This is a genomic window from Flavobacterium sp. LK-23, assembly GCF_058135255.1.
Genome location: NZ_JBYUVT010000012.1, coordinates 44,601 through 69,030, shown reverse-complemented (window position 1 = coordinate 69,030; position 24,430 = coordinate 44,601). Strand labels below are relative to the sequence as shown.

31 protein-coding genes, 2 tRNA genes and 1 pseudogene are annotated in these 24,430 nt (G+C 31.8%); 21 read left to right on the top strand and 13 right to left on the bottom strand.

The window, feature by feature from the left end; translation table 11 throughout:
• From AC3Y25_RS17025 to AC3Y25_RS16975, 11 genes are all read left to right on the top strand, one after another.
• Positions 1-393, top strand: coding sequence for a VOC family protein (locus AC3Y25_RS17025; protein WP_489903553.1), 393 nt, complete (start codon positions 1-3; stop codon positions 391-393).
• A complete protein-coding gene (locus AC3Y25_RS17020; RefSeq protein ID WP_379801359.1) occupies positions 393-869 on the top strand; it encodes a DUF4265 domain-containing protein in 477 nt (158 codons plus the stop codon). The genes AC3Y25_RS17025 and AC3Y25_RS17020 overlap by 1 nt, the downstream gene beginning before the upstream one ends.
• A gap of 173 nt (positions 870-1,042) precedes the next feature.
• Positions 1,043-1,894 carry a substrate-binding domain-containing protein gene (locus AC3Y25_RS17015; protein WP_250836134.1) on the top strand — a complete coding sequence of 284 codons (852 nt, stop codon included), beginning with the start codon at positions 1,043-1,045 and terminating at the stop codon, positions 1,892-1,894.
• A gap of 19 nt (positions 1,895-1,913) precedes the next feature.
• Positions 1,914-2,846: a transglutaminase-like domain-containing protein gene (locus AC3Y25_RS17010; protein ID WP_250836135.1), complete on the top strand. Its 933-nt coding sequence runs from the start codon at positions 1,914-1,916 to the stop codon at positions 2,844-2,846.
• Between the two features lie 215 nt (positions 2,847-3,061).
• Positions 3,062-3,433 (top strand): hypothetical protein, encoded by a 372-nt coding sequence (locus AC3Y25_RS17005; RefSeq protein ID WP_250836136.1) that lies wholly within the window; start codon positions 3,062-3,064, stop codon positions 3,431-3,433.
• Between the two features lie 206 nt (positions 3,434-3,639).
• Positions 3,640-5,226, top strand: coding sequence for a ribosomal protection-like ABC-F family protein (gene abc-f / locus AC3Y25_RS17000; protein WP_489903552.1), 1,587 nt, complete (start codon positions 3,640-3,642; stop codon positions 5,224-5,226).
• A gap of 145 nt (positions 5,227-5,371) precedes the next feature.
• Complete coding sequence (locus AC3Y25_RS16995) at positions 5,372-6,424, top strand: linear amide C-N hydrolase (protein WP_489903551.1); 1,053 nt, start codon at positions 5,372-5,374, stop codon at positions 6,422-6,424.
• 127 nt (positions 6,425-6,551) lie between these two features.
• Positions 6,552-6,869 carry an ArsR/SmtB family transcription factor gene (locus tag AC3Y25_RS16990; RefSeq protein WP_008464153.1) on the top strand — a complete coding sequence of 106 codons (318 nt, stop codon included), beginning with the start codon at positions 6,552-6,554 and terminating at the stop codon, positions 6,867-6,869.
• 4 nt (positions 6,870-6,873) lie between these two features.
• Positions 6,874-7,341: an SRPBCC domain-containing protein gene (locus AC3Y25_RS16985; protein WP_489903550.1), complete on the top strand. Its 468-nt coding sequence runs from the start codon at positions 6,874-6,876 to the stop codon at positions 7,339-7,341.
• Between the two features lie 2 nt (positions 7,342-7,343).
• On the top strand, positions 7,344-7,721 hold the full coding sequence (locus AC3Y25_RS16980; RefSeq protein ID WP_489903549.1) for a DoxX family protein: 378 nt from the start codon (positions 7,344-7,346) through the stop codon (positions 7,719-7,721).
• 12 nt (positions 7,722-7,733) lie between these two features.
• Positions 7,734-8,291, top strand: a complete 558-nt coding sequence (locus AC3Y25_RS16975) for a DUF4256 domain-containing protein (RefSeq protein WP_489903548.1) — start codon at positions 7,734-7,736, stop codon at positions 8,289-8,291.
• 37 nt (positions 8,292-8,328) lie between these two features.
• Here AC3Y25_RS16975 and AC3Y25_RS16970 read toward each other — a convergent pair whose 3' ends face one another.
• Complete coding sequence (locus AC3Y25_RS16970; protein WP_489903547.1) at positions 8,329-8,679, bottom strand: DUF2200 domain-containing protein; 351 nt, start codon at positions 8,677-8,679, stop codon at positions 8,329-8,331.
• Between the two features lie 132 nt (positions 8,680-8,811).
• On the opposite strand from AC3Y25_RS16970, the gene AC3Y25_RS16965 reads away from it, so the two are divergent.
• Positions 8,812-9,210 (top strand): VOC family protein, encoded by a 399-nt coding sequence (locus AC3Y25_RS16965; protein WP_489903546.1) that lies wholly within the window; start codon positions 8,812-8,814, stop codon positions 9,208-9,210.
• A gap of 168 nt (positions 9,211-9,378) precedes the next feature.
• Entirely contained in the window at positions 9,379-9,798 is a 420-nt protein-coding gene (locus AC3Y25_RS16960) for a serine O-acetyltransferase (RefSeq protein WP_489903545.1), read from the top strand.
• 51 nt (positions 9,799-9,849) lie between these two features.
• On the opposite strand, the gene map is transcribed toward AC3Y25_RS16960, so the two are convergent.
• The 7 genes from map to AC3Y25_RS16925 all read right to left on the bottom strand — a co-directional run bounded on the left by map (position 9,850) and on the right by AC3Y25_RS16925 (position 14,558).
• Positions 9,850-10,614, bottom strand: a complete 765-nt coding sequence (gene map / locus AC3Y25_RS16955) for a type I methionyl aminopeptidase (RefSeq protein WP_379801348.1) — start codon at positions 10,612-10,614, stop codon at positions 9,850-9,852.
• 115 nt (positions 10,615-10,729) lie between these two features.
• Entirely contained in the window at positions 10,730-11,467 is a 738-nt protein-coding gene (locus tag AC3Y25_RS16950; protein ID WP_489903544.1) for an SDR family oxidoreductase, read from the bottom strand.
• A gap of 81 nt (positions 11,468-11,548) precedes the next feature.
• Positions 11,549-12,118, bottom strand: a complete 570-nt coding sequence (locus AC3Y25_RS16945) for a Crp/Fnr family transcriptional regulator (RefSeq protein ID WP_489903543.1) — start codon at positions 12,116-12,118, stop codon at positions 11,549-11,551.
• 54 nt (positions 12,119-12,172) lie between these two features.
• A complete protein-coding gene (locus AC3Y25_RS16940; RefSeq protein ID WP_489903542.1) occupies positions 12,173-12,631 on the bottom strand; it encodes a GNAT family N-acetyltransferase in 459 nt (152 codons plus the stop codon).
• Positions 12,632-12,663: 32 nt separating this feature from the next.
• Positions 12,664-13,059 (bottom strand): VOC family protein, encoded by a 396-nt coding sequence (locus AC3Y25_RS16935; protein ID WP_489903541.1) that lies wholly within the window; start codon positions 13,057-13,059, stop codon positions 12,664-12,666.
• A 75-nt stretch (positions 13,060-13,134) separates the two neighbouring features.
• Positions 13,135-13,632: a hypothetical protein gene (locus tag AC3Y25_RS16930; protein ID WP_489903540.1), complete on the bottom strand. Its 498-nt coding sequence runs from the start codon at positions 13,630-13,632 to the stop codon at positions 13,135-13,137.
• 83 nt (positions 13,633-13,715) lie between these two features.
• Positions 13,716-14,558: a chromate resistance protein ChrB domain-containing protein gene (locus AC3Y25_RS16925; RefSeq protein WP_379801342.1), complete on the bottom strand. Its 843-nt coding sequence runs from the start codon at positions 14,556-14,558 to the stop codon at positions 13,716-13,718.
• 216 nt (positions 14,559-14,774) lie between these two features.
• Here AC3Y25_RS16925 and AC3Y25_RS16920 point away from each other — a divergent pair, with 216 nt between their 5' ends.
• From AC3Y25_RS16920 to AC3Y25_RS16910, 3 genes are read left to right on the top strand one after another with little or no spacing between them, the layout of a single operon-like run.
• Positions 14,775-15,296, top strand: a complete 522-nt coding sequence (locus AC3Y25_RS16920; RefSeq protein ID WP_489903539.1) for a hypothetical protein — start codon at positions 14,775-14,777, stop codon at positions 15,294-15,296.
• Between the two features lie 14 nt (positions 15,297-15,310).
• A complete protein-coding gene (locus AC3Y25_RS16915; RefSeq protein WP_489903538.1) occupies positions 15,311-15,883 on the top strand; it encodes a hypothetical protein in 573 nt (190 codons plus the stop codon).
• A 15-nt stretch (positions 15,884-15,898) separates the two neighbouring features.
• A complete protein-coding gene (locus tag AC3Y25_RS16910; RefSeq protein WP_489903537.1) occupies positions 15,899-16,399 on the top strand; it encodes an endonuclease V in 501 nt (166 codons plus the stop codon).
• A gap of 35 nt (positions 16,400-16,434) precedes the next feature.
• Here the strand turns inward: AC3Y25_RS16910 and AC3Y25_RS16905 are convergent, their stop codons facing one another.
• Entirely contained in the window at positions 16,435-17,016 is a 582-nt protein-coding gene (locus AC3Y25_RS16905) for a bifunctional (p)ppGpp synthetase/guanosine-3',5'-bis(diphosphate) 3'-pyrophosphohydrolase (RefSeq protein WP_489903536.1), read from the bottom strand.
• Positions 17,017-17,160: 144 nt separating this feature from the next.
• On the opposite strand from AC3Y25_RS16905, the gene AC3Y25_RS16900 reads away from it, so the two are divergent.
• The 3 genes from AC3Y25_RS16900 (at position 17,161) to AC3Y25_RS16890 (ending at position 20,188) form a co-directional block, all read left to right on the top strand.
• Positions 17,161-17,640 carry a hypothetical protein gene (locus tag AC3Y25_RS16900; protein WP_489903535.1) on the top strand — a complete coding sequence of 160 codons (480 nt, stop codon included), beginning with the start codon at positions 17,161-17,163 and terminating at the stop codon, positions 17,638-17,640.
• 19 nt (positions 17,641-17,659) lie between these two features.
• A complete protein-coding gene (locus AC3Y25_RS16895) occupies positions 17,660-18,589 on the top strand; it encodes a DUF2268 domain-containing putative Zn-dependent protease (RefSeq protein ID WP_489903534.1) in 930 nt (309 codons plus the stop codon).
• 339 nt (positions 18,590-18,928) lie between these two features.
• On the top strand, positions 18,929-20,188 hold the full coding sequence (locus tag AC3Y25_RS16890; RefSeq protein ID WP_489903533.1) for a TraB/GumN family protein: 1,260 nt from the start codon (positions 18,929-18,931) through the stop codon (positions 20,186-20,188).
• Positions 20,189-20,318: 130 nt separating this feature from the next.
• On the opposite strand, the pseudogene AC3Y25_RS16885 reads toward AC3Y25_RS16890, so the two are convergent.
• A pseudogene (locus AC3Y25_RS16885) lies at positions 20,319-20,426 on the bottom strand (XRE family transcriptional regulator); the annotation flags it as partial.
• A 96-nt stretch (positions 20,427-20,522) separates the two neighbouring features.
• Positions 20,523-21,104: an RNA polymerase sigma factor gene (locus AC3Y25_RS16880; RefSeq protein ID WP_489903532.1), complete on the bottom strand. Its 582-nt coding sequence runs from the start codon at positions 21,102-21,104 to the stop codon at positions 20,523-20,525.
• Positions 21,105-21,355: 251 nt separating this feature from the next.
• On the opposite strand from AC3Y25_RS16880, the gene AC3Y25_RS16875 reads away from it, so the two are divergent.
• On the top strand, positions 21,356-22,018 hold the full coding sequence (locus AC3Y25_RS16875) for a hypothetical protein (RefSeq protein ID WP_489903531.1): 663 nt from the start codon (positions 21,356-21,358) through the stop codon (positions 22,016-22,018).
• A gap of 58 nt (positions 22,019-22,076) precedes the next feature.
• Here AC3Y25_RS16875 and AC3Y25_RS16870 read toward each other — a convergent pair.
• Both AC3Y25_RS16870 and AC3Y25_RS16865 read right to left on the bottom strand, forming a co-directional pair.
• Positions 22,077-22,157 (bottom strand) — tRNA-Tyr (locus AC3Y25_RS16870).
• Between the two features lie 77 nt (positions 22,158-22,234).
• Positions 22,235-22,309, bottom strand: a tRNA-Val gene (locus AC3Y25_RS16865).
• A 262-nt stretch (positions 22,310-22,571) separates the two neighbouring features.
• Between AC3Y25_RS16865 and AC3Y25_RS16860 the strand changes: the two genes are divergently transcribed.
• On the top strand, positions 22,572-24,362 hold the full coding sequence (locus tag AC3Y25_RS16860; RefSeq protein ID WP_489903530.1) for an ABC transporter ATP-binding protein: 1,791 nt from the start codon (positions 22,572-22,574) through the stop codon (positions 24,360-24,362).
• Positions 24,363-24,430: the final 68 nt, after the last annotated feature.

Sequence of the window (24,430 nt, the reverse complement as noted above, 5' to 3'; positions counted from 1 at the left end):
ATGTTTTTACGAGTGGCACGACATACGAATGATTTAGAGAAAATAGAGAATTTTTATGTCGATATACTCGGGTTTGAACGATTGGGCGGATTTGAAAATCATCATAATTATGATGGCGTCTTTATTGGAAAACCAGGCTTTGACTGGCATTTTGAGTTTACTCAATCTAAAGCCACGGCCCAGCATACATTTGATGAAGATGACGCAATGGTATTATATCCTAAAACTATTGCAGATTATGATAAATTAGTAAATAAATTAACGCAACAGAATATTGCAGTTATACCATCGCTGAATCCATTTTGGAATGAAAATGGAAAAATGATTCAGGATCCAGATGGTTATAGAATTGTAATATCACCTTTAAAAGCTGTAATTAGCGAAATTGAATAATGGAACAGGAAACTCATAAAAAAATATTATTTAAATATTATAGTGATTATCTAGATGAAGTAGTGTCTGAAACCATGTGGGCAGAAATTATAGATCTGGAAAAAGGACTTTTTAAATTGGATAATATTCCGTTCTTTGGACCTTTAATTGCTACTGATGACATTTTTTATGCAGAATATGACGAAACAGAAGAACGTTTTATGCATAGGAAAACGATCCAAAATTCTGGTAACTCGATTATTCAGGTTGCAGTTTTAGAAAAAGGTTTTGATAAAGAAATCATTCGGGAGAAATTAAAAGCGTTAAATTGTTTGTCTGAAGGATTAAATGAAACTTTTTTTGCGGCAGAAATCACCAAAGATATTGATTATTCTTTGGTAAGAAGCCTTCTGAACGAATACGAATCACAAGACATTATCGAATTTGCAGAACCTTGTCTTTCAGAAAAGCACCGAGCAGATTTATTAAAAAATTAAAAATTTGAATACATAAAAACATTGCTTTTTACTATATCCTTTTAATTTTGTAGGAAAAGTAAATATTGTAAAGTAGTGATATTTTTATGTGTCAAAACAATTTTGACGAATAAAAAACTAACCATAAGATTACGCATACGCATACCAAGCAACTTAACTTAAACTTAAAATAAATGAAAACTGTCAAAATTGCGGGTGTTCCGGAACACTTCAATTTGCCGTGGCATCTATGTATCGAAAACGGCGAATTTGAGGAAGAGAACATCGATTTACAATGGACAAATGTACCCGAGGGAACCGGGAAAATGTGTCAAATGCTTCGAGACGGAGAAACAGATCTTGCTGTTATTTTAACCGAAGGAATTTTAAAAGACATTGCAGCTGGAAATCCGAGCAAAATTGTTCAGGTTTATGTGCAATCTCCTTTAATTTGGGGAATTCACGTTGATGCAAAATCTGATTTTCAGACGTTGAAAGATCTTAAAAACAAAAAAGCAGCTATTTCCAGATTAGGATCGGGATCGCAATTAATGGCTTATGTAAATGCAAATGAGCAAGGCTGGGAAATGGATGATCTCGAATTTGAAATTGTAAATACAATAGATGGTGCTGTAGACGCTTTGACCAATAAAAAAGCCGATTATTTTATGTGGGAACGTTTTATGACTAAACCGCTTGTAGATAAAGGTGTTTTTAGAAGAATTGACGACTGCCCTACTCCTTGGCCTTCATTTATTATTGTAGGACGTGATGAGTTCTTAAAAAAGAATGCCAAAACGGTAGAGACGATTCTTAAAATAATCAACAAAACAACGGTTGATTTTAAAGAAATCCCAGAAATCGACAAAAAATTATCTGAACTGTTTAATCAAAAAGCAGAAGATATTAAAGAATGGTTGAAACTGACTCAGTGGTCACAGAAAAATTTGACAGAAAAATCTTTTAATAAAATTCAAAATCAATTATTTGATCTGGGAATTATTGATAAAAAAAGTATTTTTGTAGAAACAGTAAAAGCTTTGTAAATACTGCTTTTTGATTCGTATGATGAAATTCCCTAAAATTGACTTACCGCATTTAAAATCCAAACTACAGGTGAAATCGCCGTGGGATAGGATTATTATTTCGCTGTTGAGTCTTTTGATCACCATACCGATTTTCATCATACTGCATCAAAATTTGATCGATTTAGAGTGGGCATTCAATCTAGATCGTATATTTATCTTTATTTTTGTTTTTGCAACTGTGTTTTTTCTTCTGATGTATCTTAGAACAATTATTATTCTGTGCGTTGCAGTTTATTTGTTGATTCTATTTTACGGATCGGTAATTGGAAATTATGGTTTTAACGAAATCTCAGAAGATTACAATTCTATGATTTATACCATGTCAGATAATCCATATCCGCAGGATATTATTGTGGCAAAACTGCTTCCATTTCCTAATAAATCAAAGATTTTAAATGCTATTGAATATCAGAACCCTAAAGTGCGAAACTTTGCTATCATGGCAACTTCAAAGCATTTTAAAGGCATTAGAGGTTATTCAGATTATCGTACCATAATTCAGTGTTTTGCTGTTTTTAAAGAAATAAACGGCAGATGGAATTATGTAAACGATCCAAAAGACGGTGATTATATCGCAACCGCCAGTGAATCACTTGAGTATTTCTCAGGCGATTGTGATGATCACTCTATTTTGATGGCTGCAGCTGTGCGTTCTATTGGCGGAACTCCTCGCCTTATTCATACCAAAGGGCACATTTATCCTGAAATTTTAATTGGTTCGATGATCGATTTGGAAAAAGTCAATTATCTTATCAAAAACGTTCTTTTTGTAAAAGAAAGCTACGGCAAAAAACTCCACTACCACATAGACGAGCGCGGACAGGTCTGGATGAATCTGGATTATACCGCAACTTATCCTGGAGGTCCATTCATGTACGAGGAAATTTTAGGAGCTTTAACACTTAATTAGTAGCCTCTAAAAGTCAGTTTGTCCAATTAAGACGCTTTTAATAGTTAATTTGTAAAAGACTGGTTATCAGCAAAAGCACCGAAAACAAAGACTTTCTGTATTAAAAGCAATTCATTTTTAGAAGTAAAAAAAATCTTTATAAATATTTGATTACGAATATTTTAATGTTATTTTTTTTTGTAACTTTTTCCTGTTTAACTTTTAATCACAAAATCATGAAAAACTCAAAATTATTTACCCTCGTAATTGCCATTGCTGTCGTTGTATTAATTGTTTCATGTCATCGTAAAAGAGACAAGCTTGTGAATTCATGGAAAGTTAGTGCCGTAGAACCAAAAGAAACCGTTTCTGATTCTACAAAAAATGCAATTTTAACCAATGGGATGCTTACTTTTACTGAAGATGGGCATGTTACTGGATATTTGCTTCGTGAAATCACAGACGGAACTTACGCGTTAAGTCAAAAAGGTAAAAAACTTGTTATTAAAGACGAAGTTGGAACACCATATGTTTGTGAAAGCACGATCACAGATGATAAATTAATTTTAGATACCAAAGAAGCCAAACTAACATTTGATAAAATTTAGAATACAAATTACCTTGTAATTTGATACAAAAAACCATTCACTACAATTGTAAAGAATGGTTTTTTGATTTTTAAAACTAAAATAAATATCTTTGCACTACTTAAATAAGCACTCCTATATGTGAAAAATAATTTCTTTCAGGAAAATTGAGTAAGCGATCACGATTTTGTGATGGCTAGAATATTTATCTATAAAAGAAAGGAATTATGCTTATTCTTCAAAATATCTCTTATCAGCATGAGAATAAAGACATGCTGTTTCAAAACATTGGCTTTACGCTAAACCATCACGACAAAACCGCTTTGGTCGGAAATAATGGTGTCGGAAAATCAACCTTATTAAAAATTATTGCTGGCGAATTGCAACCCTTTTCAGGGCAAATCATTCAGGATTCTAAACCTTATTTTGTTCCGCAATTATTCGGTCAGTTTAATGACTTGACGATTGCTGAAGCTTTGCAAATAAAGGAAAAAATAGCTTCACTTAAAGAAATACTTGAAGGTGTAGTAACCGAAGAAAATCTTCAATTATTGGATGATGATTGGACAATTGAAGAACGCTGTAATGAAGCTCTCTCCTATTGGCAATTGCATGATCTGGATTTAAACCAGAAAATGGAAACTTTAAGTGGCGGACAGAAGACAAAAGTATTTCTGGCAGGAATTATGATTCATGAACCCGATTTGGTTTTATTGGACGAACCTAGTAATCATTTAGATTTTGCGGCAAGAACATTATTGTACGATTTTATAAAATCGACCTCAATCACGCTTTTAATTGTAAGCCACGACAGAACTTTGCTTAATATTCTGAATAAGACTTTAGAAATGACAAAAGATGAAATTTCGGTCTATGGTGGCGGTTATGACTTTTACAGCGAACAGAAAAAAGTAGAAAATAATGCTTTAGAACAAGACGTTCAGAGCAAAGAAAAGGCATTGAAAAAAGCCAAAGAAAAAGAACGAGAAAGTATCGAACGCCAAAACAAATTAGATTCGAGAGGAAAAAAGAAACAGGAAAAATCGGGTGTTGCCAGAATTATGATGAATACACTTCGAAATAAAGCCGAAAACAGCAGTTCAAAGATCAAGGATGTTCATGCTGAAAAAATAAGTGGTATTTCTGAAGATTTAAGGAACCTGCGTTCGTCGCTTCCCGCTATAGATCAAATGAAATTTGGTTTTAATAATACTTCTTTTCTTAAGGGAAAAACGCTTTTTAAAGCTTCAGAAATCAATTATAGTTATTGCGAGAAAGATCTTTGGAATGAAAATCTAAGTTTTGAAATTCTGTCTGGTGATCGCTTGGCAATAAAGGGATTAAATGGTTCTGGAAAAACTACTTTAATTAAAATTATTCTGGGCGAGTTGAATTCAACAAAAGGGCAAATTACTTCTTTAGCCAAAAAAGCAATTTACATCGATCAGGATTATTCTTTATTAAATCAAAACTTGAAAATTTATGAGCAAGCTCAGATTTTTAACGATTCTGGTTTGGAAGAACACGATATCAAAATGAGATTAAATCGTTTTTTATTTTCTAGAAATGATTGGAACAAACCTTGTAATGCGTTAAGCGGTGGCGAAAGAATGCGTTTAATGCTATGTTGTCTAACGATTAGCGATGAAGCACCAGAAATTATCATTCTAGATGAGCCAACAAACAATTTGGACATTCAAAATATCGAAATCCTTACTGCGGCTATCAATGAATACCAAGGCACTTTAATTGTGATTTCGCACGATCAGTCGTTTTTGGAACAAATTAATATCGGAAAAAGTATTTCACTTTAAAACGAAAACAATTAGCGCTAAGAATTATCTTGGCGTTTTTCTTTAGTATTAATTTGATATTCAAAATATTAAATTAAAATTTCCGTAAATTGCAGTAAAAACTGATGAAATTCAAATTGAACGTTTAATTAAAATTAAAAATTTTATGAAGCCAAAAAACAGAATTTTTCCCGTCCTACTTGCATTTACCTTATTAATAACCGAAACTGTTCTTCCTTGTACAAGAGTTGTTTACGAAGGTTTGAACGGAACAATTATTACAGCACGTTCAATGGATTGGCGCGGAGAAATTCCTGCCAATTTATGGATTTTTCCTCGCGGAATTGAAAGAGCTGGAGAAGCCGGAACGAGTTCTATTAAATGGAAATCCAAATATGGAAGCGTTATTACGAGTTCTTGGGATATTGCTTCTTCTGATGGAATGAACGAAAAAGGACTTGTAGGCAATCTTTTATGGCTTGTAGAATCGCAATATCCTGCATTTGAGAAAAATGGAAAAGTAAAAGGCTTGGCGGTTTCTTTATGGCTTCAATATGTTTTGGATAATTTTTCGACAGTTGCAGAAACGGTGTCGGCATTAGAAAAAAACGATTTTGTAATTACCTCTTCACATATTCCAGGAACCAATATTTTTGCTACAGTCCATTTATCTATTTCTGATTCTAGTGGAGACAATGCTATTTTTGAATATATAAATGGTAAACTGGTGATTCATCATGATAGAAAATATGTGGCAATGACCAATTCTCCAATTTTTGATCAGCAATTGGCAATCAATGCGTATTGGAAAGGAATTCCCGGCACGATTATGCTTCCTGGAACGAATCGCGCAGCAGATCGCTTTGTACGGGCTTCCTATTATATTGATGCAATTCCAAAGACAGATAATACAAGAACGGCGTTGGCTAGTGTTTTTGGTGTAATTCGAAATTGTTCTGTTCCTCTTGGGATTTCGTCTGAAACTGAGCCTAACATCTCATCTACGCGTTGGAGAACGGTAGCCGACCAGAAAAACTTGGTTTATTATTTTGACAACGTTTTAAATCCGAATGTAATTTGGGTCGAATTCAGTAAAATTGATTTTAGTGAAAAAGGAAAAATCAAGAAATTGAGTCTCGCTAATAATGAAAACTACGCAGGAGATTCTCTTCTAAACTTCAAAGAAACAAAACCTTTTCAGTTTGCTGGTTTAGATTAATCTAAATGAAAAGCATACGTAAAACCTTCAAATTGATAAGTTTGAAGGTTTTCTTTTTGAAAAAAAGCTAAAAAAAATATTGCGCAGTCAAATGACTTCATTATATTTGCAGTCAAATAACTGCGTAATGGAAATTAGAAGAGACGTTTTTCAAGCAATAGCCGATCCTACTCGAAGAGCTATATTAAGTTTAGTTGCCATTCAGGCTATGACTCCCGGGGCAATTGCCGAGAATTTTAATTCGTCAAGACAGACGATTTCAAAGCATATTCAAATTCTAAACGAATGCGAATTATTGCATCAGACACAAAACGGAAGAGAAATTTATTATCATTTAAATCCTGAAAAAATGAAAGAAATTGACAAATTCATCGAACCTTTTAGAAAAATGTGGGATGATCGTTTTAATAAGTTAGAATCAATTATGAAAAACTACAAAAAATAAAACCATGGAAAAGAAAACCAAAATTCATGCTGAAGACGACAGGCATGACCTTGTGATTACAAGAGAATTTGATTTGCCTGTAGAATTATTATTTAAAGCTTATGAAGATCCTGAAATTGTAGCACAATGGATGGGAACAAAAGTTTTGAGACTCGAAAATAAAAAATATGGTGGCTGGGAGTTTGAGACAAGCGATGCTAATGGAAATGTAGTTTTTAAAGCCAATGGTGTTATTCATGATTTTGTTCCCAACCAAAAGATAGTGCGCACTTTTGAGATGGAAAATATCAATTTTGCGCCTCAGTTGGAGTTTCTTGAATTCGAAAAACTAACAGATGACACGAGTAAATTAACAATGCAGATTATTTACAAATCAATCGAACATAGAGTGACGCAATTGAAACTGCCTTTTGCTCAAGGTTTGAACATGGCACATAATAGACTAGAAGAAATTGTAACTAAAATAAAATAATTATGACAAAACGTAATAGAATTATTTATTGGATTGCTACACTTTGGCTGGCTTTAGGAATGACGGCTACCGGTATTGTACAACTTATACCAATGAAAGAAGAGGCAGAAATGATACAACGTTTAGGCTATCCTCTATATTTTTTAACGCTTTTAGGAGTTTGGAAACTTTTGGGCGTTATCGCAATTTTGATTCCTAAATTTGGTGTATTGAAAGAATGGGCATATGCAGGCTTCTTTTTTGCAATGTCTGGAGCTGTAGTGTCGCATTTGGCTATAAAAGATGAGGCTTCAACACTTTTTGGACCTGTATTATTAATTGTTTTAACTGTAGTTTCTTGGTATTTCAGACCAGAAAATAGAAAATGCAGTTCTAACTAAAAAACTCAAATCATGAAAAAGCAATTAACAGCAAATGAACAAGAAGAACTTTTAAGCATTCTTGAAAAACGTTTTGAGAAGAATAAAAGCCAACATGAAAATCTGGATTGGGCAAAAATAGAAGCAAAATTAAAAGCTAGTCCATTAAAATTGTGGTCTCTTGACGAAATGGAAAGAACGGAAGGCGAACCAGATGTTGTGGGTTATGATGAAAAAACAGATGAATATCTTTTTGTAGACTGTTCGGCTGAGAGTCCTAAAGGTCGCAGAAGCATTTGTTACGATCATGAGGCGCTAGAAAAAAGAAAAGAACACAAACCCGCCGACAGCGCTATCAATATGGCACAAGAAATGGGAATTGAAATTTTAAACGAAGAACAATATAAAGAACTGCAAAAGCTAGGAAAATTTGATACTAAAACTTCGAGCTGGATTTTAACTCCGCCAGAAATACGAAAATTGGGAGGTGCAATATTCTCCGATTTCAGATATAATACTGTTTTTGTATATCATAATGGAGCCGATTCTTATTATGCCGCGAGAGGCTTTCGCGGTTTATTGAGAGTTTAAAAATTAAAGACCTTCAAGTACTTTTGAAGGTCTTTTTTTATTCTCTTAAAATCTTTTCCATTTTTTTGCCTTTGGCGATTTCATCAATCAATTTATCTAGATATCGCATTTTTTGAATTAATGGATCTTCAATCTCCTCTACTCGATATCCGCAGATGACTCCAGTAATTTTGGATGCATTCGGATTGATTTCTGGAGCTTCAGCAAAGAAGGTTTGAAAATCTACCTTCTTTTCAATTTGTACTTTAATTTGATCGTCACTATATCCTGTAAGCCATTTGATTACGATATCTAACTCTTCTTTGGTTCTCCCCTTTTTTTCGACTTTTTGAATGTATAAAGGATATACGCTAGAAAATAGTATTTTGTAAATTCTTTCTGTTTTCATAATGCTATGTTTTAGGATAAAAGCTTTGTTGTAAAGATAAATCAAAAGAATAAAAAAGGAAAACGCAATGAATATTTTTAATACCTTAGACTTAAAAATGACATTGATAAACAATCTTAAATAACTATTTATATGGAAAATAATTCAAATGAAATTACTCCAAAAGTCACTGGAATTGGTGGAATTTTCTTTTTTCTTGACAATCCGAAAGAAACAAAAGATTGGTATGCTAAAAATTTAGGATTGGAAATAAACGATTGGGGTTCTGCAAGTTTTGAATCTCGAAATCTTGAAAATCCAGAGCAAATTGAATCGACACAATGGTGCCCTTTTAAGAAAGGGGATGCCTATTTTTCTCCATCTAAGAAAGATTTTATGGTTAATTACCGTGTTCAAAACATTGAAGGGCTTGTAACGCAATTAAAAGCAAACGGTGTTACTGTTCTTGATGACATCGAAGCGTATGATTACGGAAAATTTGTTCATATAATGGACACAGAAGGCAATAAAATTGAACTTTGGGAACCTTAATTGAGTTGTGAGTTATGAATTATGAGTTAGAAGTTATTCCCAAAGCTGGAAAATAATATGTTTAATACATTAGTTAAAATAAACTGTCATTCAAAAAATAGGTTTTTAAAACTGATTGCTGGCAATTTATTAGAGAAATTATATTGCTGTGAAATCAATTGCGCTGAAATGGACAAGAGTGTTTTGTTTGCGCATCACGGACGCGGGTGTACAATTGTTGCTTCTAAAATTTGCGAAAATGTAGTAATTTTTCAAAACGTTTCTATCGGAGCCAATTTGAAGTATAATAAAATTAGTAAAGAATGGGAAAATGTTGGAAACCCTATTATTGCTAAAAATGTTGTAATTGCCGATGGAGCTAAAATTTTGGGTCCAGTGGTAATTGGAGAAAATTCTGTTATTGGCGCTGGATCTATTATCACAAAAGATATTCCGCCCAATAGTATAGCTTTTGGAGTAAATAAGTTTAAACCAAAAGACATGAATTACGATTTTATATTCAACCCAAATGTGATACATCCAAGTAAGATAATTGAAGCGAATAAAAATTTAGTTAACGAATTTAATAAACAGAATAAATCTGTTTAAAAACACAAAAGCTCCATTATTTCTAAAGGAGCTTTTGTGTTATGTTTTTTCTTAATTCCAAATCTCATTCATTTCTGTCAAGATGATGGGCTTTCCTTCAGTTACAACAATGGTATGTTCGTGTTGTGCCATGAATCCGCCTTTATTTCCAACCATTGTCCAACCATCTTTTAGGGTTTCAGCATATGTAGAAGCGGTAGAAATAAACGTTTCAATTGCTACAACAGAATTCTTCTTAAATCTTGTTTGATTAAAACGATCTCTGTAATTCGCAATTTCATGCGGCGCTTCATGAAGACTTCTGCCTACTCCATGTCCAGTTAGGTTTTTAATTACTTTGTAACCGCGTTTTTTGGCTTCGGTTTCAATTAAAAAACCAATATCAGAAATACGAACGCCACCTTTTATATTGTGAATCGCTTTATGTAAAATATCTTTAGAAGCATCGACGAGTTTTTGATGCTCGTTTACATCTGAACCAATTACAAAAGAACCTCCATTATCTGACCAAAATCCGTCTAATTCTGCAGAAACATCGATATTGATTAAATCGCCTTCTTGTAAAATTCTTTTTTCAGACGGAATTCCATGGCAAAATTCGTTATCAACACTAATACAAGTCCAACCAGGAAATCCATACGTTAGATAAGGCGCAGATTTCGCTCCTAAATCATTTAAAATTTGTCCGCCGTAATCGTCTAATTCTTTTGTAGATATTCCAGGTCTGGCAAATTTTCTCATTTCTTTTAAAGTAAAAGCTACAGCCTCACTTATTTTTTTCATTCCTGCTAATTCTGCTTCAGTTGTAATGGACATTGTTTTGCTTCTTAAAAATTAATAACGGGTTAAATTTACTACTTTTCTCTAGAACGAATCGTTATTATAATGCTAAAACCTTCCAAAATCAATGACTTTGGAAGGTTTTCTTATTTTACCAAGGACTTTCTTCACTTTCGTCTTCAATATCATTACTGAAGAATTTTCCTGTTGGTCCATTTTCATCTAACAAAGTGTGTTTTATTATAAAACTAGCGGCGCTTTCTACACTTCCTGATCCGCTATGATGATTGAAATCGGTTGCGGTATAGCCTGGATCAATTGAGTTTACTTTGAATGGCAGTTCTTTTAATTCATGAGCTAAAGTAACTGTAAAGGCATTTAAAGCAGTTTTGGAAGAAACGTATGAAATTGCCTTTATTGCATAATATTTCCAAGTTGGATCGCTGTGCAAAGTCAGAGAACCAAGTCCAGATGTTATGTTACTGATTCTCGGACTGTCTGATTTTTTCAATAATTCAAGAAAAGTCTGTGTAACGGTTATGACTCCGAAGAAATTCGTATCAAAAACCTTCTGAATGTTTTTGATAGAAGTCGTAGAAGGATCTTGCGGAATATCGCCTAGAATTCCAGCGTTATTGATCAGGATATCCAATTTGCCTTTTTCTTTTTCAATGCTATTTTTTGCTGCTAAAACACTTTCTGCATTTGTGACATCAATTTGAATAGCTTGAATGTTTTGAAATCCTTTTTCATGCAATTCTTTTACTACTTCTTCTCCTTTTGCAAGATCACGCGTTCCTAAATAAACAAATAATCCTTTCTTGGAGAGCTGTTTAGCAGTTTCTAAACCAATGCTTCTATTTGCGCCTGTAATTAATGCTATTTTCATTTTTTTATGTTTTAAAATTATCTGAGGCAAAATTGCATGGATAAAAAATAAAAACATTTGCCATATGACAAAAAGCGATTTTTAACGGATGTTTTTTCTAATCCTGCTCAAGGAAGATTGTGTTATTCCGAGATAAGAAGCGAGATACGAAAGCGGAACTCTATTGATTACTTTTGGAAACATTTTCATAAATGACAAATAACGAGTTGTAGCATCTTCTGAAACCAACGGACTTCTTCTAGCCACTTTTTGAATTAATGCTTTCGAAATGATTTTATGCACAATCGTGTCCCAACCTACAATGGTATCTAGCAATTCCTGCCAATCGGCTTTAGAAAATACGATAACTTTACAGTCTGTAACCGCTTGGACATAAGCAGATGAGCAAATATTATTATCAAAACTTTCTAAGTCTACAACTAGATTATTTTCGTCAATAAAATATTTTGTGATCTCCTCGCCTTTATTGTTGTAGTAACAAACGCGCATTATTCCGTCAACGATAAATCCAACTTCTGCGGCTATTTTTCCAGCTTCAGAAAAATATTCCTCTTTTTTGATTTCTTTTTCTTTGGCTTTCGTCAAAATCAAATCAATCTGCTGCTGATTCAAATTGCCAAACTGCAATATATAATTAACTAATTCTTTCATGCACGAAAGTTAAGTATAAGTTTTTATTGAGAATTTGCCATATGGCAAAAAGGATTAAACTTTCTGAGTATTCTTATAAACATTTGGATTGTAAAGTTCCATGTAAACTTCTGGGTTAGGAACATTCTGGAAACCATATTTTTTATAAAGCCATTCTGCAGTAGAAGTCAGTAAAATCCATCGTCTCAAGCCTTGTAAATTAGGATGCGACATAATGCAGTCCATCATTTCTTTAGAAAGTCCTTTTCCGCGATAATCATCCAAAACATAAACATCTCCTAAATAGGCAATAGTAGAAAAATCGGATATAATTCTAGCAAAACCAATTTGTTTTTCTCCATGAAAAAGCCCAAAATTAAGGGAATTATCTATTGAAACTTTTACTTTTTCTAACGGAATATTATCGCTCCATCCAGAATCTTTAGACAAAAAATCATGTATTGCAGTAATGTCGAGTTTAGATTTGTCTGTGGTAATAAGAAACTCTCCAAATGTGTATTCTATTGTTTGCATTATTTAGAATTAAGATGTTTTTTGATTAAAATTTACATTCCTGGCCAATATAGAAAATTAAATTTATGCCCGTCTGGATCTGAAAAACCAAAAGTATAACCGACTTCAAAATTTTCAGGCTCAGAAAAAACAGTTCCCTTTATTTCTTTTATTTTCTGATGCCAAAGATCCACTTCTTCTACACTATTTGCAGACAAAGAAAATATAATTTCATTATCTACATTCGTTTTGGAGAGTTTTCCTCTTAAAGCATTTTCTAGTCTTTTTGGCGCGAAAAAATTAATTACAAAATCATTTTCTCCAAAAACAAAACTAACTAATTCCTTTGTCTCTTCTCCGTTTTGCTTAAAACCAAGAGCAGTATAAAATTGAATTGTTTTCTGTATATCGCTCGAAACCAAGTTGGCCCATATCATTTTAGTTTTCATAAACTTAAGTTTTTATTAATAACTAAATTAATCAATTAATTTGGTAAACACTTGGTTTAATTCTATTTATGAACCTTAAAAAGCAATTCCAAACTGAAAGCCTACCGTAAAACTAGCAGGATGATCATTTCCAAAACGAACGGGCAATGGCACAGCAACGTAGTAACTGCAGATTGTATTTTTTATAATTGTTTTATTAAAAACTGGAGTAAAACCATATCTGCCACCACTTTCAAATGCTGCTCTTCCGGCAAATGTGTAGCCTTTTCCTAAAGCGACCAAAACACCTGGATGAAATAACAAATTGGTTACTTTGCTCGTTCCTTGATCCTCTTTTATGTTGGGAACGACTTCAAATGAGAATCCGATTTTTTCGTTTTTCCAGATATTTATTCCGGTAGGAAAACCAACAGCGTAATAATCTCTAAAATTTACAGTAGTTTCATCTTCATTAATCGTAACTATTGGATGCATAATACCAAAATATCCCACTATTTTAGGATATGTAGTTTGAGAAAAAGACGTAAAACCAATAAGTAGTGCTGTAAAAAATAAAATCCTTTTAAATGACATTGTTTCTAGTTTTTGATTGGATAAACAAAGCTATAAGCATTCGTTTTCAAAAAATAGAACCCAATTTACCTTTTGTATCTGGTTTACTTTTTTGTTTTTTTTCTGTAAGAAGAAGGATTTTTTCCTGTGTGAAGTTTGAAAATTCTCGTAAAATGACTTTGATCTGAAAAGCCCGTTATATAAGCTATTTCTGTTAAAGTACTCGAGGAATTTTCGATGAGATGAATTGCTTTTTCAATACGAAGTTTTCTAACATATTCGCCAAAATTCAAATCTTCAAAATGCTTTGAAAATTCTCTGGACAAATACGACGGATTCAAATCTAATTCGCTCGAAATTTTCTTTAAATCAAAGGTAAACTGAGTATCAATCTGATCTTGAATTATATTTTTTAAATCCTTTACCCAAGATGGCGTCTTGCCCGATGTTTTTTTGTCATTCAAAAACTTATTATACACTTCATGCAATAGTTTTTCGAATGGACTATTCTGCAAATGATTTTGCTGATGTAAATGTGTTGCCCAACTGTATAAGGCATCATACAAAAGCATTCCTTTTTCTAATAGCTCGTAATCATCGGTAATATTATAAGCCAATCCAGCAGAAATGGCCCAAAGTCCCGCAGATTCTTTAGCAATTTCATGTCTATCGGTATCAGCTCCGCGTACAATTCCTGCAATAATCTTAATTGCTGGATCTTTAATTTCATATTTTTTGACTATATAATCAAAAGTGCTTTCTTCATTATAATGAGTAAACTCAACATCTGGAATATCAAACGGAATGGCGCCAAGTTCCTTTGCCTTGGTTATAACGTCATTAAAAGGAACATAAATAAATTCAGATTCAAGATCGACAAATTTTCGAATCAGCCACGGACAGGCAATTCGATCTATTTTGGGCCTTTCTCTGGTAATCCATTTCATTTTGAAATACTATTTGAAGAATGTTTTTTAAATTTTAGCTAAACTACATTATATTTTAGGATTTTTCAAAAACCTGATTTTAAATTTAATAGATCGTTTATTTAAGTTAAGTAATTTATTTCAATCGCTAAGTGATGATTTTTCCTATATTAGCTTCAAAAAAATCTTTTTACCTTAAAAGAGAAAGGATTTCAGTCAATCGATTTATTATAAAACATGAAAAGTATATTTCTTGTATTTGCCTTGATTTTAGGTGCTTTTAGTGGATATTCTCAACAAAAGAAAATAAGAAAAACGGTAGAGGTTCCTGTTTCTTATAGTAATACCGCTAAAGAAAGCCAGCGAATAGCAAAAATAAAACTTAAAGGACATGTCTATGATGTTTACCAAAATAACATGAATACTTTAATGTCTGAACAAACTCCAAATGATGTATTGATTGAATACGATTTTACATTCGGGAATACTAAATCTACTGTAGCAAATATTCAAAAATATGCGACCATAAAAGGTAAGATTGCCAGAGAGGGATTTTATAAAGTAAAAGGAGATACTTTAATTCTTACGGTTAATTACTACGATCCCTATCATGGTGGCGCAGTAATTGAAAGTTATGTTCCAGATAAAAAAGGCTGGTTAAAAGAGGTTAAAAGTGAAATGAAACCTATAGATACAGATACTGTTTCTGAAAAATATATTAAGACCGAAATGATGGCCGCTCCTTATTTAGGGCACTAGTAAAATTATTGAATATGAAATTCTTAAGACCATTTAGCTCATTATTTGCTTTGATCGTTACAGGATGCGTTGGAAACATGAATCCGACAGGCGGAAATTCAACTCCAAACTATCCCTATTTCATTACTACTGAACCTTTAATTGTAAAAAAAGTTCCAGTTCCAATAGGATCAAAGTTGGTTTACGAAGAGCAGTTTTTAAAAGAAGGAAAGCAAGATCATAAACTCAAAGAAGACAAACTGACTACGATAGAATTCCCTGAGGGAAAAGAACTAATTTGGGGCGGCGTTCCTGTAAAATCGATTTATAAATTCTTTAATTCAGAAATGCGCGGTTATACTGTTACCGCTGATTTTAGCAAATTGAGCGAGGATCAAAAAACTAAATTCTCAGAACTTTGGCAAAGTTGCAATGACGGTTTAGGAATAACAATTAAGAACACTGATGATTGGTCTTTTAATAAAGAAAATATAGCTGATGTACAAAGTTGCAGTGTTATTTATCAGCGTTATTTTAAAGACGATTCCAGACAGCAGTCTTTTTTAAATGAAATGTACGCCGAATTGCAGAAAATTAATTCAAAATAAACATACCATACCCATATGATCTTAGCCTTTGATACCTATTATTTTGACCAAAAAGCAAAAACAATCTGCCTTGAATTCGCAGAATGGAATGAAGATAAGAACTTCAAAGTTCATTCAGAAATAATAGATAACGTAGAAGAATATATACCCGGAGAATTCTACAAAAGAGAATTGCCTTGTATCCTGAGCTTATTAAAACAAATAGATTTGTCGACTATAGAGGTTATAGTAGTGGATGGTTTTGTTTATTTAAACGATGAAAACAAATACGGTCTAGGCGGTTATTTATACGAGAAACTGAATAAACAAATTCCGATTATTGGTGTTGCCAAAACGAATTTTGCTTCTATAGAAAAGAATAAAAAAGCACTATATAGAGGCGAAAGCAAGAAACCTCTATACATAACTTCTATCGGAATTGATTTGGATGAAGCCTACAAAAAAGTGGAAAGCATGGCCGGCGAGTTTAGATTTCCAACTTTGCTGAAAGAATTGGATAGATTGAGTAAGGAATAATAAAAAACTCCTCAAGAAATTGAGGAGTTTTTCTATTATAACACTTGATTCGAACTCAAAAATTGATGATATTCATTAATTTTAAGTTTCAATCGGTTGGCTAAATATTCGTTTCCGTCTTTTAGCTCATGGTGTAAAATTTCGGCTTCGGCAATGTATTTTAGTTTTTTATCATCATTCCAATAAAAAGGCGGTTCGTATAGATTTGAAATTCTGTCGGCCATTTTAACCGCCCAAACTTCTATGGGCTGTTGTTTGATTCTTCTTAAGCTGTCCATCATTTTTTCTGAAGAATCTTCAATTTTATCATCTTTAGTTAAAGCAAGAACTCCAGATGCAACCTGACCGCCAAATAAGTCAACTACTTTTTCATATTTCATTTCAGTATCTTCAATTGTATCATGAAGCATAGCGCATTTAATTGCCAGATCAACATTCATGTTTTCAGTAAATCGAGCAGCATTTATAATCTCAAAAACAACACCTCCTATATGATTGAGACATTCAACTTGTTCGTCCTCATTAAATCCGCCATATTTTTGTCCGTTATGAAGTTTTGAAACCAGCTTCCAAATATTCTGAATTTCATCTATTGACCAGTCTTTTTGCTCTTTCATTTGTATTGTCTATTGTAGTTTTTTATATTGATGTAATGTATTGCTTTTTCTAAAGATCTGCAATCGTTTAAAGTTTAAAATTAAATTAACGAGGTTTTATTTATATATTAGCATTGAAAATTAAGAAAAATTAAATCTGTTTTAATGGCCGAAACTATTATAGAAAACTTAAAAATTTTATCGGAAAATTTCAAACACAAATTTGACACTTTTACAAACTCAGTCATTTTGGTAAATGAAATGAATAAAATTAGAGTTCAGCTTGAAGATGAAGCCAATTTTAGAATTACGTATAATCTTTGTTTCGACGAAAAAACCATTTTAATACCAAAAGTAGCTGTTTATCAGTTTTGTTTGGATTTGTTCAAAAGACAAAATGATAGTCTTGAAGTGATTTATAGAATTGGAAAACAAATTGATATTGACGAATGCTTTAAAATTGAAAAAGAAGAATTTCTGAATATAATTAATGCCATTAAAAAAGAACGGGACTATAATTATAGACTTAAATATTTATTTTTAGAATGTATCCGATTTGAAATAACATATTTTAATAGCTTGCTGATTGTAGAAGATAAAAAGAAAGAATATTATTCTAACGTGTTTAATTTTAGAAAAATATAAACCAATCTTAAAGAAACATATGAAACTAAAGTTTATTCTTCTATTTGCTTTGATTTATATCCAAAATCCCGTTTTTGGACAAAATAACTTCTCAGACAATCCTTTAGATGCTGTTTTTGAAACAAAAGATTCGGAGAATTTCTGGATCGCTTTCGATAAAATGGACAAATCAAAAGAAAATCCATTTATTGAATATATGCAGAAAGGTTCTCCTGGTGTTAAAGCTTTTACTGAAAATAGAATAATTAATGCCGATTCTCTTTTTAAAGTGGTAAAAAAAAGGAAAGCAGATTATGAACTTACAAGAAATGTTTTAAATGATCTTGCTTCTAAAGAAAAGCGCGTAAGAGCCATTTATAGCGCATTAAAATATTGGTATCCAAAGGCAAAATTCCCTCCTATTTATTTTGTTTACGGAAGATTTAATTCAGGTGGAACTTCTGCTCCAGAAGGAGTTATTGTTGGAACCGAAATGCTTCAAAATCTAGATGGAATTTCTGGCTTAATTGCTCACGAACTCATACACTATCAGCAAAATATAACCGGTAAAGATATGCTTTTGAAATGGTGTCTGATGGAAGGTGGCGCAGATTTTATTGGTGAACTTATTTCAGGAGAATCAATTAATTCGTTTTCTTATAAATATGGAGCGCAGCATAAAGATAAATTGTGTGAAGAATTTGTATCAAGGTTAAAAAATACAGACTATCTAGATTGGCTGTATGGAACGACCAAAAAAGATGATAGACCAAATGATTTAGGATATTGGATGGGCTATAAAATAATAGAATCTTATTTCAATAAACAAAAAGACAAACAAAAAGCAATTGACGAAATTCTGAATATAAAAGATTCATTGCTATTCTTGCAGCAAAGCGGTTTTCTAGATGTTTATATCGAAAAGTATCAAAAATCTAAAAAAGAAAGTTTTGATGCGTTTTTTAAATAACGAAACTCTAACAAAGCACTATTATTCTCTTTAAACTAAAATAAATTAATATATATCTATCTCAAAAAATCGCATAATGGCTATGGCTGCAATAAAAATTCCAATAAGAATATAATTGATCTTCTGCGGAATTTTTGCCAAACCATTTAATAGTAGCATAAAACCTAAAAAGAGCGCAAATAGGCCTTGTCGAATTTTATACAGCTCTCGATTATGAGAAGAAGTAATTGATTATGCTTTACCAAAATATAAAGTATCAATGGATGATTTCTTTTCAAAACAAATAAAAGCACAAAGTCTTTTATATTTGGCAATTATATAATCTTTAACCTAGTCGTATTGAAAAAAATCATTAAAAAAGGAATTATTTTTTTTGCAGGCATTTTAGTCTTAGGTCTTATCTATAGCTTTTCTTTAAAAAGTTATGATACCTATTCTGGAAAGGAAACTTTACAATATTGGAAGAAAAACGAACAACTATTTGAATCGGTAAATCAGAAAGAGAGTTTATCATTTAAAAATTTAGATCCTTATTTGCTACAAAACCATCTTTTTTTGTTTGGAGAATTTCATGGTATAAAAGAGACAATAAAAAACGATGTAAATCTTATTAAATATTTAAATCGAAAAGTTGGCATGAAAGCACATTTCGCTGAAATTGATTTTAGTCAAGCGTATTTTCTAAACCACTATTTAGAATCTGGAGATGAAAAATTAATAGATCATGTTTTAGATACATGGATAATTTATCACGGTCACAATAATAAAGACTACAAAAGGAAATGGATAGAAATTTACAAGTTAAATCAATCTAATTTGCCAAATTTAAAAATTCATGTTTACGGAATTGATAAAATCCAGAACCTAAAACTAACTCAAGAGCATTTAAGGATTTTATTGAAGAAAGTAAATTTTTCGGTAGATTTTCCAGAGGAAGATTTGTTGTTTATTAATTGGGCAAAAGAACAATTGCCAAAATTGCTTTTAGATTCCCAAGAATCAAATGATGATACAGTTAGAGATATTTTATTTATTCAGAAAAACTTAGCCGATTACAATTCTGTTTCTAGAGAAAATATTATGTATTCTAATTTTAAGAGCTTATACAAAAGATACAATCTTAAAAATGAGAAAGTTTACGGCTATTTTGGAGAAGCTCACGTTTTGCAAAAGCAATTAGGTAAAAATAAAGATTTTGGTGTTTTAATAAAAGAAAATAAGGATTTAGGAAATAAAACATATACTATAATTTCAAGGTATTTAGACAGTCATATGTCTGCACCTTCTAAATTTTTACCTTTCTTTTTAAAGAGCGGAAAAGAGCATACAAAATTAGAAGTTACTTGCAATAATACCTTTCTTCTTTATCATAGTGGTATCAATGAGTTAGAAGAATTGACTGCTCTTAATACCAATACTTTTTTTGATTTAAATGAAGAAAACTCTCCTTATAAACAGTCAAACAGATTGGTTAGGAGTTTTGGATTGTTAAGTATGATTTCTGGAATGAATATAGTAGATGAAACTTGCCCTACTACAGATTATGCTCAAGGTTTACTATTGATTAGGAATTCTGATTGGGCACAGCCAAATGATTGATTTTTAATTACTCTTAAATTTATTGATAGCGGAAGAAAGATTTAGCATAAAAAAAACTCCTTAATTTCTTAAGGAGTTTTTTTTATGTTTAAAGCTTACTTATCTTTCGTTAGTTTTTCTAGAGCTTTATCTTCTGGTTCCAGTCTTCTCCCAGATCATAAGCCAATGCTTCTTGTTTTATGCCTAGCATCTCTCTAAAACATTTAACGTTTCTCCCCTGATGAATTTTCTGTTCCATAAATGAGTACTTTTCTTAATTTTCAAAGATAGAAAAAAATGTCTCGTAAAAATATTCTTTTTGTCAGATATTATATCTTAAATGTAGAATAGTTTTTTATATTAGTGTAATTTTATTTTTCTTAATAATTGCTCTTAAATTGTTTATTGCGTAACGCATTCTTCCTAACGCTGTATTTATACTAATTTCTTTCTCTTCAGATATTTCTTTAAAACTCATATTACGATATAATCGCATTTCAACTATTTCTTTTTGATCGTCATTGAGTTCTTCTATGAGTTTTTTTAAATCAATTTGAATCTGGTTTGTAATTATTCTATTTTCAATATTTGGAGAATTATCAGATAGAATAGAAAAAATGGAAAATTCATCGGTATCTCTATGTATTGGCATTCGTTTTATTTTACGGAAATGATCCATAATCAAATTGTGAGAAATTCTCATAACCCAAGAAACGAATTTATCTTCTTCCTTGTAAGAGTTGCTTTTTAGTGTCTTAATTACTTTAATGAACGTATCTTGAAAAATATCATTTGCAATATCTGTATCCTTAATCTTCGAGTATATAAAAGCATATATTCGAGATTTATGTCTGTTGATTAATTTTGAGAATGCTTCTTCGTTGCCTTCTACGTATTTTTTTATCAATAAAGAGTCAGGTATATTCAATTCAGTCATAACATCAAATTTTTAATTTTTGGAGTTGCAAAATTAAAGATGAATTGAATGTATATTTTTGCCTATTAAGACTTTAAAGTATCAAAATAAGGTCTTTTTTTATATAATTCCAGTTTCCTCCAAAAATCATAAACTTAACATTCTAACTGTTCTTGCTATAGGGCTATTGTTTATATTAAAAAGGTTAATGTATTAACCTAAAATATTTTTTAAATTGCTTGAAATAGAAATCAATTTATTATTTACAGAAAATGAATAAAATAACAATACTACTGATACTAGTAACCGTACTTTTTTCCTGTAAGAAAGATATTAATTCAGGATTTGATACTGTTGATAAACAAACTTTAGATTCAGTAAAGAATACAGAAAAGAATAAAAAATCTAATAGTAATATTGATAAGAGCATTTATACTAAATATGTATACACTAATTCTAAAGACAAAAGTCTAATAGTACAAAATAGTCTGCCCAAAGGCGGAATAAAATATACTGATCCTAAAGGAAACGAATACATTTATGCTGTATTTTGGACTCGAATAATCAATGAAACAGATAATTCTATTGAATTGAAAATTAACTTTCCTATAGATTCTTATGAGATTCCTACTCTGCCTGGAAAATATTACAAAACATTGATTCCATCTGACACGATGACAATTCAGAAAATACCTTTGTTTAATTATGGTTTGATAAACTTAGAACCTTTTTTTGATAAGAATATTGATAAACCATCTTCATTAAATAGGACTATTAAACCAAAAGAATCAACTGCATTTTATGTTGTAGTGTTTCGTTTGATTGGAGGAGATAAATATGGTGTCTTGCGAACAGAACTTAGTTTAAAGGGACAAAATCTTTTTTATAAAATAAGAGATAAAGAAATTCTGTGCGGAAATATAGAAATAAAGTAAGCTACTAAAAAAGAAAAATCCTGTAAATCAAAAGACTTACAGGATTTTTGTTTCTTTGTGGGGAGAGCAGGATTCGAACCTGCGAAGTTCACACAGCAGATTTACAGTCTGCCCTCGTTGGCCGCTTGAGTATCTCCCCAAATCTGATTGCTAATTACAATTTATTGCATTCAGGAAATTCAAAAAAAAATCCTTAATTTCTTAAGGATATTTTTGTGGGCGATGAGGGGTTCGAACCCCCGACCCCCTCGGTGTAAACGAGGTGCTCTGAACCAGCTGAGCTAATCGCCCTATTTTACTAGGTTGCTATCGTTTGTGATTGCGAGTGCAAATATACAGCTAGATTTTATATTTCCAAGCCTTTTTTTGAAAAAAGTAAAAAAACATCAATAAAAATATCTAGAAAACTATTTTTCAGTGAATTAAAAAAGCAAAAAAATCTGCAATTTCTAAATTTAAGTTAAAAATTCAATGCTCGAAAGCTAATTCAGAATATTCTTTTTGTATTCATTTGCTATAGTCATACCTTTGTGTACCTTAATTGTATATTCAAATGGCAAGATTTCAAGAAAATGATTTACCTAAAGCTAAATTAAACTCTAACTCCCTTCAAAAAGCTCTCCGAATTTTTAAATACGCTAAAAACCACAAATGGAAATTCTTCCTAGGTTTGATTTTCTTATTTTTAACAAGCGCCACTGCCCTAGCCTTTCCTAAATTGATGGGAATGTTGGTCGATTGCGTTACGAATAAAGATCTTTCTAAAGCAAACGAAATTGCTCTTGGTTTAATGGTAATTCTTGGACTTCAGGCAATTTTCTCGTTTTTCAGAATTTCATTGTTTGTAAATTTTACCGAAAACTCTCTTTCTAATATTCGTTTTGCATTATATGAGAATCTGATAAAATTACCCATGTCGTTTTATTCTCAAAAACGTGTTGGAGAACTTAATAGTAGAATCAGTGCCGATATTTCGCAATTGCAAGATACTTTCAGCACCACTATTGCAGAGTTTCTGCGTCAGTTTATTTTAATTATTGGAGGTTTTGTAATTTTAGGAAGCATTAGTCCAAAATTAACCTTAATGATGCTGACAATTGTGCCTATTGTAGCAGTTGCTGCTGTGATCTTTGGAAGATTCATTCGTAAATACGGAAAAAAAACACAAGATAAAGTTGCCGAAAGCCAGGTTATAGTTGAAGAAACGCTGCAAGGAATTAGTAATGTAAAAGCATTTGCTAACGAATGGTACGAAATTCAGCGCTATAAAAACAAAATTAGAGAGATTGTAAAAATCGCTATTAAAGGTGGTCAATACAGAGGTTATTTTGCTTCGTTTATTATTCTTTGCCTTTTCGGATGCGTTGTTGCTGTTGTTTGGTACGGAATCACATTAACGATTAAAGGAGAAGTTGAAGGTGTGGGTGATTTAATCTCGTTTGTGTTATACACTACATTTATTGGTGCTTCTTTTGGTGGAATTGCAGAAATGTACGCACAAATTCAAAAAGCAGTTGGCGCAACAGAGCGTGTTTTTGAATTATTAGAAGAAACTCCAGAAGAAATCAATGCTAAGCCAAGGCTTTCGGCAGTTGAGAAAATAAAAGGAAATGTAGCTTTCAATAACGTTGCTTTTAGTTATCCTTCAAGAAAAGAAGTTCAGGTTTTAAAAGATGTGAATTTCAATGCTGAATTCGGCCAGAAAATAGCAATCGTTGGACCAAGTGGAGCCGGCAAATCTACTATTTCTTCGCTTTTATTGCGTTTTTACGATATAACTTCAGGAGAAATTTTAGTTGATGGAAAAAATATTTACGATTATGATTTAGAAAATCTTCGCGGCAATATGAGTATCGTCCCTCAAGATGTAATTTTATTTGGAGGAACTATTAGAGAAAATATCGCTTATGGAAATCCAAATGCCTCAGAAGAAGAAATTATAGCCGCCGCTAAACAAGCTAATGCTTTTAATTTTGTAGATGGTTTCCCTGAGAAATTTGAAACTTTGGTTGGAGAACGCGGAGTCAAGCTATCGGGAGGTCAGCGTCAGCGTATCGCAATTGCCAGAGCTTTGCTTAAAAACCCAAGCATTTTGATCTTAGACGAAGCCACTTCTTCTTTAGATAGTGAAAGTGAAAAACTAGTTCAAGAAGCTCTAGAAGTTTTAATGGAAGGAAGAACAAGTATTATTATTGCTCACAGGCTTTCTACCATTAGAAATGCAGACAAAATCTTAGTTTTAGATAACGGAAGAATTTCTGAAGAAGGAACACATCAGGAATTAATAAACCTAGAAAACGGAATTTATAAGAATCTAAGCAGCTTACAGTTTAGTAACTCTTAATTTAAAATTTCAGTTTTTATAATCCAGATTCCAATAAAAAAAGCTTCAATGAAAATTGAAGCTTTTTT